The organism is Botrimarina mediterranea (assembly GCF_007753265.1).
Taxonomy (GTDB): domain Bacteria; phylum Planctomycetota; class Planctomycetia; order Pirellulales; family Lacipirellulaceae; genus Botrimarina; species Botrimarina mediterranea.
On sequence record NZ_CP036349.1, the window covers coordinates 5,015,960 to 5,032,395 of the forward strand.

The following is a 16,436-nucleotide window of genomic DNA, read 5'->3' on the forward strand; positions in this document are numbered from 1 at the left end:
ACGGAGACGCAGAGCCGGATGTCTTTAAGACTCACGCTAAGGCGCTAAGCCGCAAAGGTCGCATTACGGCGAGATCGTTTGCGGCTGAGCTGATTTCTAAGAGAAACTGTCATTGCGCCTTTGCGGCTTTGCGTGAGTCTTCGTTTCCTACCCCCCGCATCTCCGCGTCTCTGCGCGAGACCTACTGCAATGGGAACAACGCGATAACGCTCACGCCCCCGCGCCGCTGACGCTCACTTCGAGGTGTCTATGGATAAACTCGGGCAGCTCGCTGCTCGTCAGCGCGTCGGGCGAGTCGAACCGCAGACGGACCGTGTCGCGGTCTTCGCGACGTGTGTCGAGCTCGGCGTCGCTGGCCAGGGCGGCGAACTGCCCGAGCTGAACGGCGCCCTTTGGCCCGTTCAGCGCCAGCTCCACGTTCTCCGCCCGCTTGGTGACGATCGTCGCCCATGGGTCGGGCTGCCCCGGGACCATCCGGTGCACCAGCACCTTGTTGTTCCACAGGTACTCGCCCCCCGGCGTCGCCTCAGCGATCAGTTCCAGCAGGTCTTCGAGCAACTCCGGATCCCACTTCACCTTCTTGCCTGGCGTGAAGCCCTTGCGGGCGAGGTGCCACTTCTGGCCCAACACCTTCCAGGGCATCAGGTCCTCGGGCTTCTTCTCTTCGCGCCCGACGAACTTCTCGAAGCCGGCAACCGCCTGCTCGATCATCTTCCAGAACTCCGGCTTGTCGATCTCCTTGAACGTGTGGGCGGCAACCTGAACCTCTTGCCAAGGGCCGCGCAGATTCTTGCACTGCACCCGCGACGTCGAGCCGTAGGCCTCGATGTCGTCCATCTCATTGAGCGGCGGCAGGTCGAGCTCGGCCGCTAGGGTGTCGCGGTTGAAGGTCCGCTTGCCGGTGCGGAACTTGAGCTTCACCAGCCAGCGCTCGCCGGTCAGGGCGTGAAAGAACCAGCCGTCCGACTTCTTCTGGCCGGTGACCTCCACGACCGAACGGTGGTTCCAGTTGGTCGGCGCGAAGTCGCCCAGGTCCTGGATGCGGCGTTCGACCTCGTCGAGGATCCGCCCGTCCCAACGGCACGGTGAGCCGTCGCGGCCGATGCGTTCCTTGACGTGCCAGCGCCGCCCGTCCGCCTCCCACGGCATCGCGACGCCGTCGCCGACCGAATCGAGGTCGAGGTCCCCCGCCTGTGTCTCGTCCTGCGGCTTGTAGACGGCGCGCTTCTTGTGCGGGCCTTCGGCGAGGATGGGGCGGAGGGCTTCGGCGGTGTGAGAAAATGGCGAGCCGGAAGCGTCAACGCCCGGAGTTGCAGCGGTTTGGATTGTCGACTGGCGATTCACTCCGGTCGCTGGCGCTCCCGGCTCGCCGCAGATTTGTTCCGGCGTGCCACATCCGACCAGCGTCCCGCCCCCCTTCCCCGCCTCGGGCCCAATGTCGATCAGCCAGTCGCACTGCTTGATCACGTCGAGGTTGTGCTCGATTACTACCACGGTGTTGCCGAGATCGACGAGGCGGTGCAGCACTTCGAGCAGCTTCGCTAGGTCGTCGAAGTGCAGACCCGTGGTGGGCTCGTCGAGCAGGTAGAGCGTCTGCCCGGTGTCGGGTCGCGACAACTCGGCAGCGAGCTTGACACGCTGCGCTTCTCCGCCCGAGAGCGTCGGCGCCGATTGGCCGAGCTGGACGTAGTCGAGTCCGACGTCGCACAGCGTTTGCAAGACGCGGCGGATCTTGGGAATGTTGCTGAATAGCTCCAGCGCCTCGGCGCAGCTCATCGCCAGCACGTCGGCGATCGACTTCTCTCGGTACCGAACGGCAAGCGTCTCGGGATTGTAGCGTTGGCCGCGGCACGTCTCGCACTCGACCCACACGTCGGGCAAGAAGTGCATCTCTACGCAGCGTTGCCCGGCGCCCTCGCACTCTTCACAGCGCCCCCCAGCGACGTTGAAGCTAAACCGCCGCGCCTGGTAGCCGCGGAGCTTGGCCTCGGGGAGCTGCGCGTAGAGCTGACGGATCAGATCGAACACGCCGGTGTACGTGGCCGGGTTCGACATCGGCGAGTTGCCCAGCGCCGACTGATCGACGCGGATCACCTTGTTGATATGGTGCAGCCCCTCGATCCGGTCGTGCGCGCCGGCGACGGTGCCTGCCCGGTGCAGCGACCGGGCGAGTTGGTTGTAAAGGATCTCGTTCACCAGCGAAGACTTGCCCGACCCCGACACGCCGGTGACCGCGATAAGGGTTCCGAGGGGGAATTCGACGGTGATGTTCTTGAGATTGTTGTGGCGGGCGCCGACGACGCGGAGACGCGGGCCGTCAAATGACGAATGACGAATGTCGAATGACGAAGAAGTATCTGCGGCCGACTTTCTCTTCTTGTCGGCATTCGTCATTCGTGCTTCGTCATTCTGCGAAGCAGTAATCCGTCGGTTCGTCGGCACCGGGATCGACTTCTTGCCGCTCAGGTAAGGGCCGGTGACGCTGCCGCGCTTCTTCGACACGGCGGCGGGCGTTCCTTCGGCGACGACCTGCCCGCCGTTGCGCCCTGCGGCGGGGCCGAAGTCCATCAACTTGTCGGCCGAGGCGACCACGTCCTTGTCGTGCTCGACCACCAGCAGGGTGTTGCCAAGATCGCGCAGCTTGTGCAGCGCCTTGATGAGCCGTGTGTTGTCGCGGGGGTGGAGGCCGATCGTGGGCTCGTCGAGCACGTAGAGCACGCCTACCAGGCCGCTTCCGACTTGGCTCGCCAGACGGATACGCTGCGACTCGCCGCCCGACAGGCTCGGCGCCTGACGACCGAGCGTCAGGTACTCTAGGCCCACGTCCACCAGGAACGTCAGCCGGTTGTGGATCTCACGGACGATCTCGCCGGCAATCTTGCGTTCGCGCTGGTCGAGTTCCCACGAGGCCACGGTCTCGATCAGCTCACCGAGCGGCGAACGCACGATCTGCTCGATCGTCAGCCCGCGGAACCGCACCGACGACGCGTCGCCGCGCAATCGGCTGCCGCCGCACTCGCTGCACTCGATCTCATCGACAAGATGTTCGAGCGTCGTCCGCAAATGCGGCGAAAGTTTGGAGGCTTCTTCGAGAGCGGGGTAGAGGCCTTTGAACTGGAACTTCAGCGCGGGGATGTTAACTCCACTCTTGGCAGTGCTCGCCTCGACCGAGACCCACTCGTCCTTCGTGCCATAGAGCAGGGTGCGGCGCTGGCGGGCGGTGAGCTTGCGATAGGGGACATCGAGTGGGATGCCGGTGTGGTCGGCGAGCGCGGTGAGCATCGCCCGGGCAAGGTCGTTGTTGAGCGAAGGCCACAGCAGCACGGCGCCCTCGGCGAGCGTCAGCTCTTCGTCGCGCAAGAGCGCCGCGGGGTTCGCGCCGGTTTGCGTGCCAAGGCCTTCGCAGGCGCCGCACCAACCCAGCGAGCTGTTGAACGAGAAGTTGTGCGGCGTCAGCGGCTCGAAGCTGCGGCCGCACGACTCGCAGGTGAGGTGCTGGCTATGGACACGGACGGCCCACTTCCCCTCGGGCTTGTTGGGGTCGGGATAGACCGCGAACATCACGCCACGCCCCAAGCCGAGCGCGGCCTCAACCGCTTCGGCGATACGCCCGCGGGCCTGCTTCTGGATCGTGATGCGGTCCACCACGACCGCGACGTCGTGCTTGCGGCGGCGGTCGATTTTCGGGGCGTCCTCGAGTTCGTAGGTCTGCCCATCGACCCAGACACGTCGGTAACCGGTCTTCAAGAGGTCGCTGAACAAGTCGGCGTACGAGTCGCCGGCGCCCAGCTCGATCGGCGCCATCAGCTGCAGCTTCGTCCCCTCGGGCTCGGTGAAGAGCTTGTCGGTCACGTCGTCCGAGGTCTGCGTGCCGATCGGCGTCTCGCAGTCCGGGCAGTGCGGCGTACCGAGCCGGGCCATCATGACGCGGAAGTAGTCGTAAATCTCCGTCACGGTGCCGACCGTCGATCGCGGCGTGTGCCCCACCGTGCGTTGCTCGATCGCGATCGCCGGCGACAGGCCCTCGACGTGTTCGACGGCGGGCTTCTGCAACTGCCCCACAAACTGGCGGGCGTAGCTGCCGAGCGATTCGACGTAACGCCGCTGCCCCTCGGCGTAGATCGTGTCCATCGCCAACGACGACTTACCCGAGCCGCTCGGCCCGCAGAACACGGTCATCTGATCGCGGGGGATCGTCGCATCCACGCTGCGCAGGTTGTGCTGCGACGCCCCACGGACCTCAATCGCCTTGACCTCTTTGGCCGCTCGCTTCTTGGATTTGGCCGCGACGACATGGCCGGCGCCGTTGAGGAGCGGGGCCAGTGCTTCGGCGGTGTGGGAGCGGAAGTGGGATGTGGGATGGGGGATGTGGGAGCTGCCGCTTGTGCTCGCCGGCTTCTTTCCTTTCTCCGACTTCCCACTTCCTGCTTCCAACATCTGAGCAACGATTTGCTCAGGGGTGCCGGCGCCGATCAACTCACCACCGCCCGCTCCGCCTTCGGGACCGATGTCGATGATCCAGTCAGCTGTCTTCACGACATCAAGGTTGTGCTCGACGACCAGCACCGTGTTGCCTTGATCGGCGAAGTTGTGCAGCACCTTCAGCAGCATGTCGATGTCGGCGAAGTGCAGGCCGGTCGTCGGCTCGTCGAGGACGTAGAGCGTCTTGCCGGTGGACTTCTTCACCAGCTCCTTGGCGAGCTTGATGCGCTGCGCCTCGCCGCCGGAGAGGGTTGGCGACGGCTGGCCGAGCTTCAGGTAGTCGAGGCCCACGTCGTGGAGCGTCGAGAGCTTGTGATGGATCTGCGGGATCGCTTCGAAGTGCTCCATCGCCTGGACGATGTCCATCTCCAACGCGTCGGCGATCGAAGCGCCCTTGTACTCGACTTGCAGCGTTTCACGGTTGAACCGCTTGCCCGCGCAGACCTGGCACGTCACCCAAACGTCGGCCAAGAAGTCCATCTCCAGCTTGTTGGCGCCGTTGCCGTCGCACGCCTCGCAGCGTCCGCCAGCGACGTTGAAACTGAAGCGCCCCGCCTTGTAGCCCCGCCGCTTCGACTCGGGGAGCTGCGCGTAGAGGTTGCGGATGTCGTCGAAGACCTTGATGTAGGTGCCGGGGTTCGAACGCGGTGTGCGGCCGATCGGCGACTGGTCGATCGCGATCACCTTGTCGAGGTGCTCGACCCCCTCGATGCGGTCGTGCTCTCCCGGCTCGCCGTTCCCCTTCATCAGGTCGCGGCGCAGCGACTCCATCAGGATGTCGTTGACGATCGACGACTTGCCCGACCCCGACACGCCCGTCACGCAGACGAAGACGCCGAGCGGGATGTCGATAGTGATGTTCTTGAGGTTGTTGTGGCGAGCGCCGACGATGCTGAGACGGGGGCCGTCGAAGGACGAATGACGAATGACGAATGACGAAGAAGGATCGGCAGGCGACTTCCCCTGCTTTTCGTCATTCGTCATTCGGGCTTCGACATTCGGCGCAGCCTTAATCCTTCGCTGTTTCGGCACCTCGATCTTCCGCCGCCCGCTGAGGAACGCGCCGGTCTGGCTGCGATCGGCTTTGGAGACCTCTTTGGCGTTGCCGACGGCGACGACCTCGCCCCCCTTCACGCCCGGGCCGGGGCCGAAGTCGATCAGCAGGTCGGCGGCGCGCATCGTGTCTTCGTCGTGCTCGACGACGACAACCGTGTTACCGAGGTCGCGCAGACGCTCAAGCGTCTCGATCAGCTTGACGTTGTCGCGGGGGTGCAGGCCGATCGACGGCTCGTCGAGCACATACGTCACGCCCACGAGGCCACAGCCCACCTGCCCGGCAAGGCGGATACGCTGCGTCTCGCCGCCGGAGAGCGTCGGCGCAGTACGGTCGAGCGACAGATAGCCGAGGCCCACGTCCGCCAAGAAGCCAAGCCGGCCGCGGATCTCTTTCAGCGCCTCGGTGGCGATGAACTGCTGCGAGTTACTGAGCACGAGGCCCTGGAAGAACTCCCTGGCGTCGTCGATCGACAGGCCGCACACGTCGGGCAGCGTCTTGACGGCCGAGCCGTTCGGGAAGCGCTCGCTCGACGTTGTCAGCCGTACGGCGGACGCTTGTGGGTTGAGTCGGCGGCCGTCGCAGTCGGGGCAGTGCATCACCCGCATGAACTTCTCGAGCTGCCGGATCTGCATCTGGCTCTGCGAGGTGCGGTACTTCTCGAGCAACTCGGGGATGATGCCCTCGAATTGCCCGCCGTACTTCTGCGTGGCGCGGCCTGTCTTCCAGGTGTAGGTGATGTGCGTGTCGCCCGCGCCCCACAGCCAGACGTTACGGTGCTCTTCGGCGAGCTCGTTCCACGGCGTTTCGAGGAGCGTCCCCTCTTCGAGGTGGAGCTTCCGCTCGATCGTGTCGGCGACGCCCTGATAAATGTGCCGCTTCCAACGCCCTAGGTCTCGCCAGCGACCGATTAACGCTAGCGCGCCGCCGGCGAAGGACTTGGTCTCGTCTTCGATCAGCGCGGCCGGATCGAACGAGTACATCTCGCCGATGCCGTCGCACGAGAGGCACATCCCCTGCGGGCTGTTGAAGCTGAACAGCTGCGGTGTCGGCGCGCTGAACGACAGGCTGCACTTCACACAGGCGAAGTCGGCCGAGAGGACGATGTCGCCCTCCTGAACGCCGACTTGCTTGCGTTTGGCTTTCCCCCTGCGCGGGCCTTCCTCCGACGCTTCGTCGATCTGGGGGACTTCCTTTTTCTCGCCGGCGTCCATCGCGACGATGATCGTCCCACCGCCGACGCGCAGGGCCGTCTCTACCGCTTCGCTCAAGCGGCCGCGGATCGTCGGCCCGGCGACGAGACGATCGACGACCACCTCGATATCGTGCCGACGCTGGCGGTCGAGCTGCGGGGCGGCCGTTAGGTCGTAGACCTGCCCATCGATGCGGACGCGGACGAAGCCCTTCTTCAAGAGGTCCTCGAAGAGGTCGCGGTGCTCGCCCTTCTGCTGCCGCACGACCGGCGCCAGCACCATGTAGCGCGTCTTCGCTTCGAGCGCCAGGATGCGCCCGAGGATCTGTTCACGGCTCTGCGCGGCGATCGGGTCGCCACAGCTCGGGCAGTGCCCCTGCCCGACGCGGGCGTAGAGCACCCGGAGGAAGTCGTAGATCTCGGTGATCGTGCCGACGGTCGAGCGCGGGTTGTTGCCCGACTGCTTCTGGGCGATCGAGATCGACGGGCTCAGGCCCGAGATGTGATCGACGTCGGGCTTGGGCATCTGCCCAAGAAACTGCCGTGCAAAGGTCGAGAGGCTCTCGACGTAGCGGCGCTGGCCTTCGGCGAAGAGCGTGTCAAACGCCAGCGAGCTCTTGCCGCTGCCCGACACTCCGGTCAGGCAGATCAGCTGGTTGCGGGGGAGCGTCACATCGACGCTACGCAAGTTGTGCTCACGGGCGCCGCGGATGACGATGTCGGAAGCGGGCATAGGGCGGGGCGGCTCCGAGCCGCGACGCGGCGGGGTAGATTCGGGGAGGGCGACCCGGCATTTTAGAACGGTTGTACAGATCGGAGAAGCGGCTGCGTGCGAATTGGGGGGAGAGTATACTCTGGTTGCTTCCGTTCCCTGCCACCCCCCCACGCCAGCATGCACGCTATCGCCCGTGAGCTTGACGAGAACGGGTAGCCGAAGGAGTACTTCAAGGCGTTGGCTGGTTGCCTGAAAGTAGAGCCCTTTGATTACCCCGACGATCCGCCGGCGGAAGTCCGGGGGGATTAGCAGGCTCACGGTTGACGATTAAGCAACCGACTCTAACCCCGACCCCACCGCTCTCGGTTGTAAGCTTCGGACTCGCCCCGAGGGATCGTCAGCGTCCGCCAGTCGTCGCCGGCCACGATCCGCGCCGTTTGTACGATCTGCCCGATGTGGTACGAGCAATGGCAGATCGACCGCAGGATCGCTTCGGGTACCGTCAGCTTAGCGCCGCGGATTTCGACAAGTCGTTGGCAGTCCTCGGGCGCCAGCGCGGCCAACTCTTCAAAGAGCATTCGCCAGCCATCTTCCCAATCCGACAAGATCGAGTCCCGGTCCGGGTAGTCATCGACGAACTCCGAGTCGCGATTGCGGTCGGACTTCTCGCCGTCGGAGGTTAGAAAGCCTATCCAGCGGGAACGTAGGTTGCCCGCGACGTGCTTCATGACGATGGCGACGGAATTCGTCTCAGCAGTGAGTGATCGGCGGATCTGCTCGTCGCTGAGTTGGGCAATCGCCTCGTCGGCGAACTCTTTGTTCCGTCGCCACACACTAGAAACTTCTTCGAGCCATAGAGAACTGGGATTCTTCTCGTTGTCGGTGTTCATGATGGCGTGCCTGCGTAAGGAGGGGTCACCCATTCAGCGACGCCGCCCAAGCCAGCGCCGCCAGCATCGCCGCGAGCGCGGCCCATACCACCCAAATCCGCGGCTTGGGGCCCTCGTCGAAGGTCGCTGATTGCAGGGCGTCGAGCTTCGTCAGCTTTTTGGCCTCTTCTTCGCCGAACTCGTCGAGCAGGTGTTGCAGCAGCACGCCTTCCACCGCACGGGCGTTGAACGGTCGTTCGTGCGGCTTCTTCGCCAGCAACTTACGGATCAACTCGTCGAGCCACTCGGGGCACGTGACGCGGACGCCCGCTTCGGTCTGCGCGGCGCGGACGCTCGGCGGCTCGGCGTGCATGTGCTGGTCCCACACCTGGGCAAAGGTCGCCCCCTGGTAGGGCGGCCGGGCGGTGAGCATCTCGAACAGCAGGCACCCCAGCGAGTAGAGGTCCGCCTTGCCGTCGATGCGGGCGTCGGCCGTGATCTGCTCGGGCGACATGTAGCTAAACGTGCCGACCGTCATGCCGTGTTCGGTGATGTCGGCCTGGGCGTGCAGGTCGCGGGCGATGCCGAAGTCGCCGAGCACGAGGTTCCCCTCACGGTCGTAGAACAAGTTGCTCGGCTTGAGGTCGCGGTGGACGATGCCGTGGTTGTGGGCGTGCTGCAGGGCCGAGGCGATCTGCACGCCGTACGCCGCCACCTGGGGCCAGGCGAGCGGCCCGCGTCGCAGCCGGTCCTTGAGTGACCCGCGGTCGAGCAGCTGCATCGCATAGAAGAGCTGCCCGTCCATCTGGCCGCCGCCATAATTGCGGACGATGTGCGGGTGCTTGAGCCGCTCCATCACGACGATTTCGCGCTCGAAGCGATCGACGATGTTCTTATCGCCCGAGACGTTCGGGTTGAGCAACTTGACGGCGACCGGCTCGGGCAGGTCGGGGCTGGTGGCCTTGTAGACGACGCCCACCGTCCCCGTGCCGAGCTGCTCGCCGAGCTCGAAGGTCGCCTTGGTCGGCAAGAAGCGGAGCTTTTGCTGGCTCATCCGCGGGCGGCCCGGGGCGAGGAAAAGGGGAAACGGCTAGCCAGCAGTGTGACGCCCTGCGCCGGAAGGAGCAACTTGGGTTGATGAGAAGGGGTTAGGGGCTGAGGGGCTGAGGGGACGCGCAAGCGTTCCTTGATCCTTCGCTCAGGCCCTCCGGCCACTCCCGCTGCAGGATATACTAACCATGAAGCGTCACCGCTGCCCCCTGAGTCGGAGCCCGAGGCGATGGACTGGTCCGAGATCGTCGATAACCCGTACCTGCAAGACCTGCCTTTCAAGATTGAGCAGGACCGTTACGGAAATATTCTCATGAGCCCGGCGTCGAATTGGCATGGTCGCATCCAGGTCCGCCTGGCTAAACGGCTAGAACGAGAACTCTCCGGAGGCGAGGCGTTCGTCGAATGCTCGGTCCAGACGGCCGAAGGGGTGAAGGTGCCGGATGTCGTCTGGCAATCGGATGCACACTTCGCCGTCCACGGTGACACGACGCCGATGACCGTGGCGCCCGAAATCTGTGTCGAGGTGCTTTCGCCGCGGAACTCCCGGGCGGAGATGGACGAGAAGCGGGCCCTCTACCTCGCCGCGGGCGCGGTCGAGGTTTGGTCGTGCGACAAGACAGGCAAGATGGAGTTCTTCGATCTCAGCGGGCAGCTTGCCGAATCGAAACTAGCGCCGGGCTTTCCTTCGCACATCGTCTGACACGTCGTTGCGTGTTTGTCCAGGACACGGCCGGGCGCTACGAAAGTTGTAGGAGGCGTCTCCGACGCCGATTACGCGCACCAAACGTTGTCGGCATGGTGCGCGCAATCGGCTACAGACGGATTAACCACAGAGACACGGAGAGCACGGAGAAAAGCACAGTGGTAATGCAAAACTCTGTGCGTCCTCCGTGCCCTCCGTGGCTCTGTGGTAAATAATCAAGTTGCCAGCAAAAAAACCGCGGCGGCCTCGGTTGAGACCGCCGCGGTTCGACATCTCTATTTCACAAGTGATTGGCCGCTAAGCCCCGTTCACTTGTTGACCGTCACTTGATGAACAGCATCTCCTGGTACGTCGGCAACGGCCAGAGGTCGTCGGCGACGATCGTCTCCAGCTCGTCGGCGTACTTACGCACTTCGAGCATCGCCGGCAGGATCTCGTTGCAGCACTTGTAGATGTCGTGGTACCCGTCCTCGGTGGCCTTGTCCAGTTGCGTGATCGCGTCCTGGAGCAGCTTCACGAGGGCCGTCACCTTGTCGAGCGTGTCGGTGTCGAACGAATAGCCGACGGCCTTCAGGTTCGCACAGGTGCTGGCCAACTCGTTCTGGAAGCGGATGGCCGCCGGGAAGATCATCGTCTTCGCCATCTTCTTGCAGAGCAGCGCCTCGACCTCGACGGTCATCCAGTACTGCTCGGCGTAGATCTCGTAACGGCTCTCCAACTCACGCTCGCTGAGCACCTTGTACTTGGAGAACATCTCCTTGACGTGGGGCTCCAGCAGGCCTTGCAGGGCTTCGGGCGTCGTCTTGCGGTTGAGCAAGCCACGCTTGGCGGCCTCGGTCTGCCACTCTTCGGAGTAGCCGTCGCCGTTGAAAATGACCGAGCTGCTCTCGGTCATGATCTCCGTCAGCAACGACTGCACCGCGCTGTTGAGCTTCGATTGGTCGCCACCCATATCGGCTTCGAGCTTCGTCGCGCAGTAGTCGAGCGACTCGGCGACGATCGTGTTCATCGCCACCAACGGGCCCGAGATCGAGAAGTTCGAGCCGACGGCCCGGAACTCGAAGCGGTTGCCGGTGAATGCGAATGGGCTGGTGCGGTTGCGGTCGCCGGCGTCCTTGTCCAGCGGCGGCAGCGTATCGACGCCCACTTCGAGCGTCCCCTTGGGGAGCGACGACTTGGCGCCGCCCACTTTGAGTTGCTCGAACACGTCGCCGAGCTGATCACCTAGGTAGACCGAGATGATCGCGGGCGGGGCCTCGTTGGCGCCCAGACGGTGATCGTTGCCCGCCGACGCGATCACGGCCCGCAGCAGGCCCTGGTGCTTGTGCACGGCGCGGATCACGGCCGCGGCGAACACCAGGAACTGGGCGTTGTCGTGCGGCGTGTCGCCCGGATCGAGCAGGTTGCCGACGGCGCTAGAGCCCAGCGACCAGTTGAGGTGCTTGCCGCTGCCGTTGAGGCCCGCGAAGGGCTTCTCATGCGTCAGGCACTCCATGCCGTACTTCTTCGCCACCTTCTTCAACAGCATCATGCAGAGCTGCTGGTGGTCGCTGGCGAGGTTGGCCGTCTCGAAGACCGGGGCGATTTCGTACTGACCGGGCGCGACCTCGTTGTGACGCGTCTTGATCGGCACGCCGAGCTTGTACAGCTCACGCTCGACCTCCAGCATGAAGGCCAGCACCCGCTCGGGGATCGCGCCGAAGTAGTGGTCGCAGAACTCCTGCCCCTTCGCCGGGGCGGCGCCGAACAGCGACCGGCCCGCGGTCATCAGGTCGGGGCGTGAGTAGAAGAAACCGCGATCGACCAGGAAGTACTCCTGCTCAGGACCGGCGGTCGAAGCGACGAACGCCTCGGCCGTGTGGCCGAAGACCTTCAGGATCCGCTGCGCCTGGGCGTCGAGCGCCTGCATGCTACGGAGCACGGGGGTCTTCTTGTCGAGCGCTTCGCCGGTCCACGACACGAACGCCGTCGGGATGCAAAGAGTTGTGCCGTTCTCATTCTCGAGGATGTAGGCCGGGCTGGTGACGTCCCAGATCGTGTAGCCGCGGGCGCGGTGCGTCGCACGGATGCCACCGGTCGGGAAGCTCGAACCGTCGGGCTCGCCCTGGATCAGCTCCTTGCCGCTGAAATGAGCGATGGTGCCGCCGTCGGCCGTGGGGGCCATGAAGCTGTCGTGCTTCTCGGCGGTGCCGCCCGTCAGCGGGTAGAAGACGTGCGTGTAGTGCGTGGCGCCCTTCTCAACAGCCCAGTCCTTCATCGACGAGGCGACGATGTCGGCCGCGGTCGGGTCGAGCTTGGCGCCCGCCTCGATGGTCTGCATCAGTGACTTGTAGATCGTCTTGGGCAGACGCTTCTTCATCACCGACTTGCTGAAGACGTTCGCGCCGAAGACCGACTCCGGCGTCGTTTCGAGGAATTCCAGCGGAACCGCCGGCGCCTTGTAGTTTGTCGCCGCCGCCACGGCCGACTTACGGGGGTTCACACTCGTCGCGCCGTTCTTGGTCATGGTTTCCATGCTCAGAGGACTCACTTTGCCTTGTACGAGGGGTCCGTCACCCGGGACTGCCGGAAGCGATCTCTCCCCTCAGGCCGGGGAGCGGCAACGCGACAAGCGAGGGAGGCAGGACCGTCAGAAGGGAAGGACGTTGAGGCGACGCGACCGGAGCCCCAGAAGGTGGAGGCCATCACCCAGGGGTGACCGCCTCCAGGGACCGGACCGTGGAGCCTCGCAACCAGGCCGGCGCATGATAGCAAATCCGATACCGTCGTTGCAGCCACCCTCAAAACGCGGGCGATTCGCCCTCGACTTCGCGCAACGTGCCTAGTTGGCGCGCTGTGCAAGCGCAGATTCGCGGCGCCGTCCGACTTCTCCTTTGTCGAACTAGCGGGCGCTTTCGACGGGTCGCGACACTTCCCCGAAGGACTCCCGTAGGGGTATGGTCTGAGTTGAAACCGCTGGTTTTCGCGATCAACAGCTGTGTCGTCGTATGACAACGACGCCCGCCGCTCAGCGCGTCGAACCGCGGTTTGACCTCCTTGTCTACCGATTCAGCCGCGATGGAAGTGGCAAATCACATTCCCGTCCGTTCGACCCCCTCCACCTAGGGACCAAGATGACCCCCCAAGAAGTGCTGGCGATGATCCGTGAGAAGGACATCAAGGCCGTTGACCTCCGCTTCATGGACTTCCCCGGTATCTGGCAACACTTCACGATCCCCGCCGGCAAGCTCGACGAGGGGACCTTTGAAGACGGCCTTGGCTTCGACGGTTCAAGCATCCGCGGCTGGCAGGCCATCAACGAGAGCGACATGCTCCTAATGCCCGTGCCGGAGACGACCTTCGTCGATCCGTTCACGGAGCTGCCGACCATCGTGATGATCTGCAACATCCAGGACCCGATTACCCGCGAAGACTACACCCGCGATCCGCGGAACGTCGCCCGCAAGACCGTCAACTACCTCAAGTCCACCGGCATCGCCGACACCGTCTACATCGGCCCCGAGGCCGAGTTCTTTATCTTCGACGACGTGCGCTACGACCACACGCCGTCGCAAGGCTTCTACTCGATCGACAGCTCCGAGGCCGAGTGGAACCGCGGCGCCGACGAGCGCCCGAACCTCGGGCACAAGCTGCGGCACAAGGAGGGCTACTTCCCCTGCCCGCCGGCGGATCAGCTGATGGACATCCGCAACGAGATGATGCAGCTGATGATCGACAGCGGCATCGACATCGAGGCCCAGCACCACGAGGTCGCCACCGCCGGCCAATGCGAGATCGATATGCGATTCGACGAGCTGGTGCGGATGGGCGATCAGGTGTGCCTCTACAAGTACATCATCAAGAACGTCGCCTTCCAGCACAACAAGACCGCGACCTTCATGCCCAAGCCGCTGTTCGGCGACAACGGCTCAGGGATGCACACCCACATCTCGTTCTGGAAGGGGGAGAACCCGATCTTCGCCGGCAGCGGCTACGCCGGCCTCTCGGACGAGGCGCTGTTCGCCATCGGCGGCATCCTCAAGCACGCCCCGGCGATCCTGGCGTTCTCCAACCCGACGACCAACAGCTACAAGCGGCTGGTCCCGGGCTATGAGGCGCCGGTCAACCTCGCCTACAGCCAGCGGAACCGCTCGGCCGCTTGCCGGATCCCGATGTACAGCCCGAGCCCCAAGGCGAAGCGCATTGAGTTCCGCTGCCCCGACCCCAGCGCGAACCCCTACCTGACCTTCTCGGCGATCACGATGGCCGCGATCGACGGCATCCAGAACAAGATCCACCCGGGCGAGCCGCTCGACAAGAACATCTACGACCTGGAGCCCGAAGAGCTTGCCCAAGTCCCCAAGGCCCCCGGCTCGCTCGCCGACGCGCTCGACGCCCTGGAGAAGGACCACGAGTTCCTCCTCCGCGGCGACGTCTTCACCGAGGACGTGATCAGCACCTGGATCAACTACAAACGCAAGAACGAGGTTGAGGCGATCAACCTGCGGCCGCACCCGTATGAGTTCTGTTTGTACTACGACGTTTGAACGCATTGCGGGGCGGACCGGGGGCTACCGCCCACGGCTAGGACCCCCCTGCTAGCAAACCTGCGGTGCGCTCTCAGCCGTAAGCGGCAGCCCGCGGCGCGCCACCAACCACTCTCGCCTCCCCAACCCTCTCCAAGGGGGTTGGGGATTTTTCTTTCTATTTTTCGTGTCACATCGTGCGCGCCTTTTACGCCTAGCGTTGTAAGGGAAGCAGCGTCGGTGGTTGGCGCTGTCTTCTGCCTTGCCAACCCTCCGCCTTGCCAACCTCAGTCGTCCGGAGACCCTGCCATGCGCGCCTTGCTCGCCTTCGCCGCCGCCCTTGTGGTCGGAACCCTCGTCGCCCTCGCCACGAAGCCCGCCGAAGCTCAAGTTTCGACGTGGTCGATGGCGAGCGATAAGTACTCGGGCGAGGTCCCGTCGATGCCCTTCCAGACGCCGAGCTATGCGCCGACGCCCCCCAGCGCGATCCAGCACCACGCCTCCACGGCTTACGAAGGCGCCGCCCGTGGCTACGCGTCGCTCATCCGCGCCTATACCGAAGGCCAGATGTCGCTCGCTCAAGCGCGGATCTTGTTCGCCGAAGCCCACGCCCGCGAAATGCGGAACGAAGTCATCCGCACCCAGACGTTCCTCGCCCGCAAGAACGCCCTCAAGGAAGACTTCCGCCAAGACCAACTCCGCAAGTGGGAATGGCTCGACCAAGCCCGTGAGCGTCGCGAAGAGCGTGAGCAGACCGTGCTCCGCAGCGTCTACCACGTCCCCAGCACCCAGCTCAACCGCCTGACCGGAGAGATCACTTGGCCCGCGGCCCTCACCGCGCCGCAGTTCGAGTCGCAACGCAACGACGTGCAAGAGATCGTCTCCCGACTCGCCTCGCACGGCGCCGAGTACGCCCGCCAGAATAGCGACGAGGTGGCTAAAGCCGTCGAAGCGCTGCGGAGCGCGTTCCGCGATAACCGCGAACCCCTCGGCGTCGAAATGCGTGACTACTTCGAGTGCCAGAGTTTCCTCGTAGGCCTCAAGCTCGAAGCCCAAAGCTGGGGCATCGACGAGCAACTCGACATGGTCGCCAGCCGCTAAACGGCGCCCCTCAAGCCCATCAAGCAATCACCTCTCTCCGCAGCGGCCGCCGTCTTTGATGGCGACCGCTGTTGCGTTGGGTTCACCACCGAGGCACGGAGTGCGCGGAGGACGCACAGAGAGTGGATTATTCGGAAGTGACCAACGACCAAGTCGCCATAACCATTGAGGTCTACCGCCCCAACCTTGTCCTGAACCCTGATACCTTCATTGGTCATTTTGTTATTGGGGCTTGGTCATTTGTTGGCTCCCTCTGTGCTTTACTCCGTATCCTCTGTGCCTCGGTGGTAAGCATAAAAGGCCATTCGATCAGCGATCTGGCCCAGGAAATTCTCGTCTACGGTGAACCGAAACGGGTTGTCGTTGGTCCCGTCGAGCGTCTTTCCCGCTCCCGGAGTCCACAGCCATGGTCCCACCACCCTGGCGATACGACCAACCGCATCAGCCGTTCGAAGCCAACTGCTCGAACGAGTTGCGCCTTTGGGCCACGCTGGAATCCAAGAGCGACACGACTTGCGGCGACCTGCTCCGCGAAGCCGCAGCGCCGCAACCAACGCCGAAGGTGAGTCGGGCGTTCACCGTCAGCCTCCTCTTCAAGACCGCCCTCTACATGTGCAGGGTGCTGTTCACGGATCGGTGAGCGTCTTCTTCTAAATTAACCACGGAGGCACAGAGAGCACGGAGGACGCACAAAGGGGATTAACAGAATTACCAACGACCAATGAGGAGCTACCGCTCCGACCTCTTCCTGAATACTGACTT

Annotated in this window: 8 protein-coding genes; 4 read left to right on the forward strand and 4 right to left on the reverse strand. The window is 64.1% G+C overall.

The window, feature by feature from the left end:
* Window positions 1-210: 210 nt before the first annotated feature.
* The 3 genes from uvrA to Spa11_RS19270 form a co-directional block, all read right to left on the reverse strand.
* Window positions 211-7,461, reverse strand: a complete 7,251-nt coding sequence (gene uvrA / locus Spa11_RS19260) for an excinuclease ABC subunit UvrA (protein WP_145115545.1) — start codon at window positions 7,459-7,461, stop codon at window positions 211-213.
* 323 nt (window positions 7,462-7,784) lie between these two features.
* A complete protein-coding gene (locus Spa11_RS19265; protein WP_145115549.1) occupies window positions 7,785-8,333 on the reverse strand; it encodes a DinB family protein in 549 nt (182 codons plus the stop codon).
* Between the two features lie 25 nt (window positions 8,334-8,358).
* Window positions 8,359-9,366 carry a serine/threonine protein kinase gene (locus Spa11_RS19270; protein WP_145115553.1) on the reverse strand — a complete coding sequence of 336 codons (1,008 nt, stop codon included), beginning with the start codon at window positions 9,364-9,366 and terminating at the stop codon, window positions 8,359-8,361.
* 225 nt (window positions 9,367-9,591) lie between these two features.
* On the opposite strand from Spa11_RS19270, the gene Spa11_RS19275 reads away from it, so the two are divergent.
* Complete coding sequence (locus Spa11_RS19275) at window positions 9,592-10,065, forward strand: Uma2 family endonuclease (RefSeq protein WP_145115557.1); 474 nt, start codon at window positions 9,592-9,594, stop codon at window positions 10,063-10,065.
* 325 nt (window positions 10,066-10,390) lie between these two features.
* Here the strand turns inward: Spa11_RS19275 and Spa11_RS19280 are convergent, their stop codons facing one another.
* Window positions 10,391-12,574 (reverse strand): glutamine synthetase III family protein, encoded by a 2,184-nt coding sequence (locus Spa11_RS19280; protein WP_231933043.1) that lies wholly within the window; start codon window positions 12,572-12,574, stop codon window positions 10,391-10,393.
* 607 nt (window positions 12,575-13,181) lie between these two features.
* Between Spa11_RS19280 and glnA the strand changes: the two genes are divergently transcribed.
* From glnA to Spa11_RS19295, 3 genes are all read left to right on the forward strand, one after another.
* A complete protein-coding gene (glnA, locus tag Spa11_RS19285; protein WP_145115565.1) occupies window positions 13,182-14,594 on the forward strand; it encodes a type I glutamate--ammonia ligase in 1,413 nt (470 codons plus the stop codon).
* Window positions 14,595-14,882: 288 nt separating this feature from the next.
* A complete protein-coding gene (locus tag Spa11_RS19290; RefSeq protein WP_145115570.1) occupies window positions 14,883-15,674 on the forward strand; it encodes a hypothetical protein in 792 nt (263 codons plus the stop codon).
* 406 nt (window positions 15,675-16,080) lie between these two features.
* Window positions 16,081-16,314, forward strand: coding sequence for a hypothetical protein (locus Spa11_RS19295; RefSeq protein ID WP_145115574.1), 234 nt, complete (start codon window positions 16,081-16,083; stop codon window positions 16,312-16,314).
* Window positions 16,315-16,436 lie beyond the last annotated feature (122 nt).

Excerpts from the sequence above, each read along its gene's own strand:
- uvrA (WP_145115545.1), bottom strand. The coding sequence starts at position 7,461 with ATGCCCGCTTCCGACATCGTCATCCGCGGCGCCCGTGAGCACAACTTG.
- Spa11_RS19265 (WP_145115549.1), bottom strand. The coding sequence starts at position 8,333 with ATGAACACCGACAACGAGAAGAATCCCAGTTCTCTATGGCTCGAAGAA.
- Spa11_RS19270 (WP_145115553.1), bottom strand. The coding sequence starts at position 9,366 with ATGAGCCAGCAAAAGCTCCGCTTCTTGCCGACCAAGGCGACCTTCGAG.
- Spa11_RS19275 (WP_145115557.1), top strand. The coding sequence starts at position 9,592 with ATGGACTGGTCCGAGATCGTCGATAACCCGTACCTGCAAGACCTGCCT.
- Spa11_RS19280 (WP_231933043.1), bottom strand. The coding sequence starts at position 12,574 with ATGACCAAGAACGGCGCGACGAGTGTGAACCCCCGTAAGTCGGCCGTG.
- glnA (WP_145115565.1), top strand. The coding sequence starts at position 13,182 with ATGACCCCCCAAGAAGTGCTGGCGATGATCCGTGAGAAGGACATCAAG.
- Spa11_RS19290 (WP_145115570.1), top strand. The coding sequence starts at position 14,883 with ATGCGCGCCTTGCTCGCCTTCGCCGCCGCCCTTGTGGTCGGAACCCTC.
- Spa11_RS19295 (WP_145115574.1), top strand. The coding sequence starts at position 16,081 with ATGGTCCCACCACCCTGGCGATACGACCAACCGCATCAGCCGTTCGAA.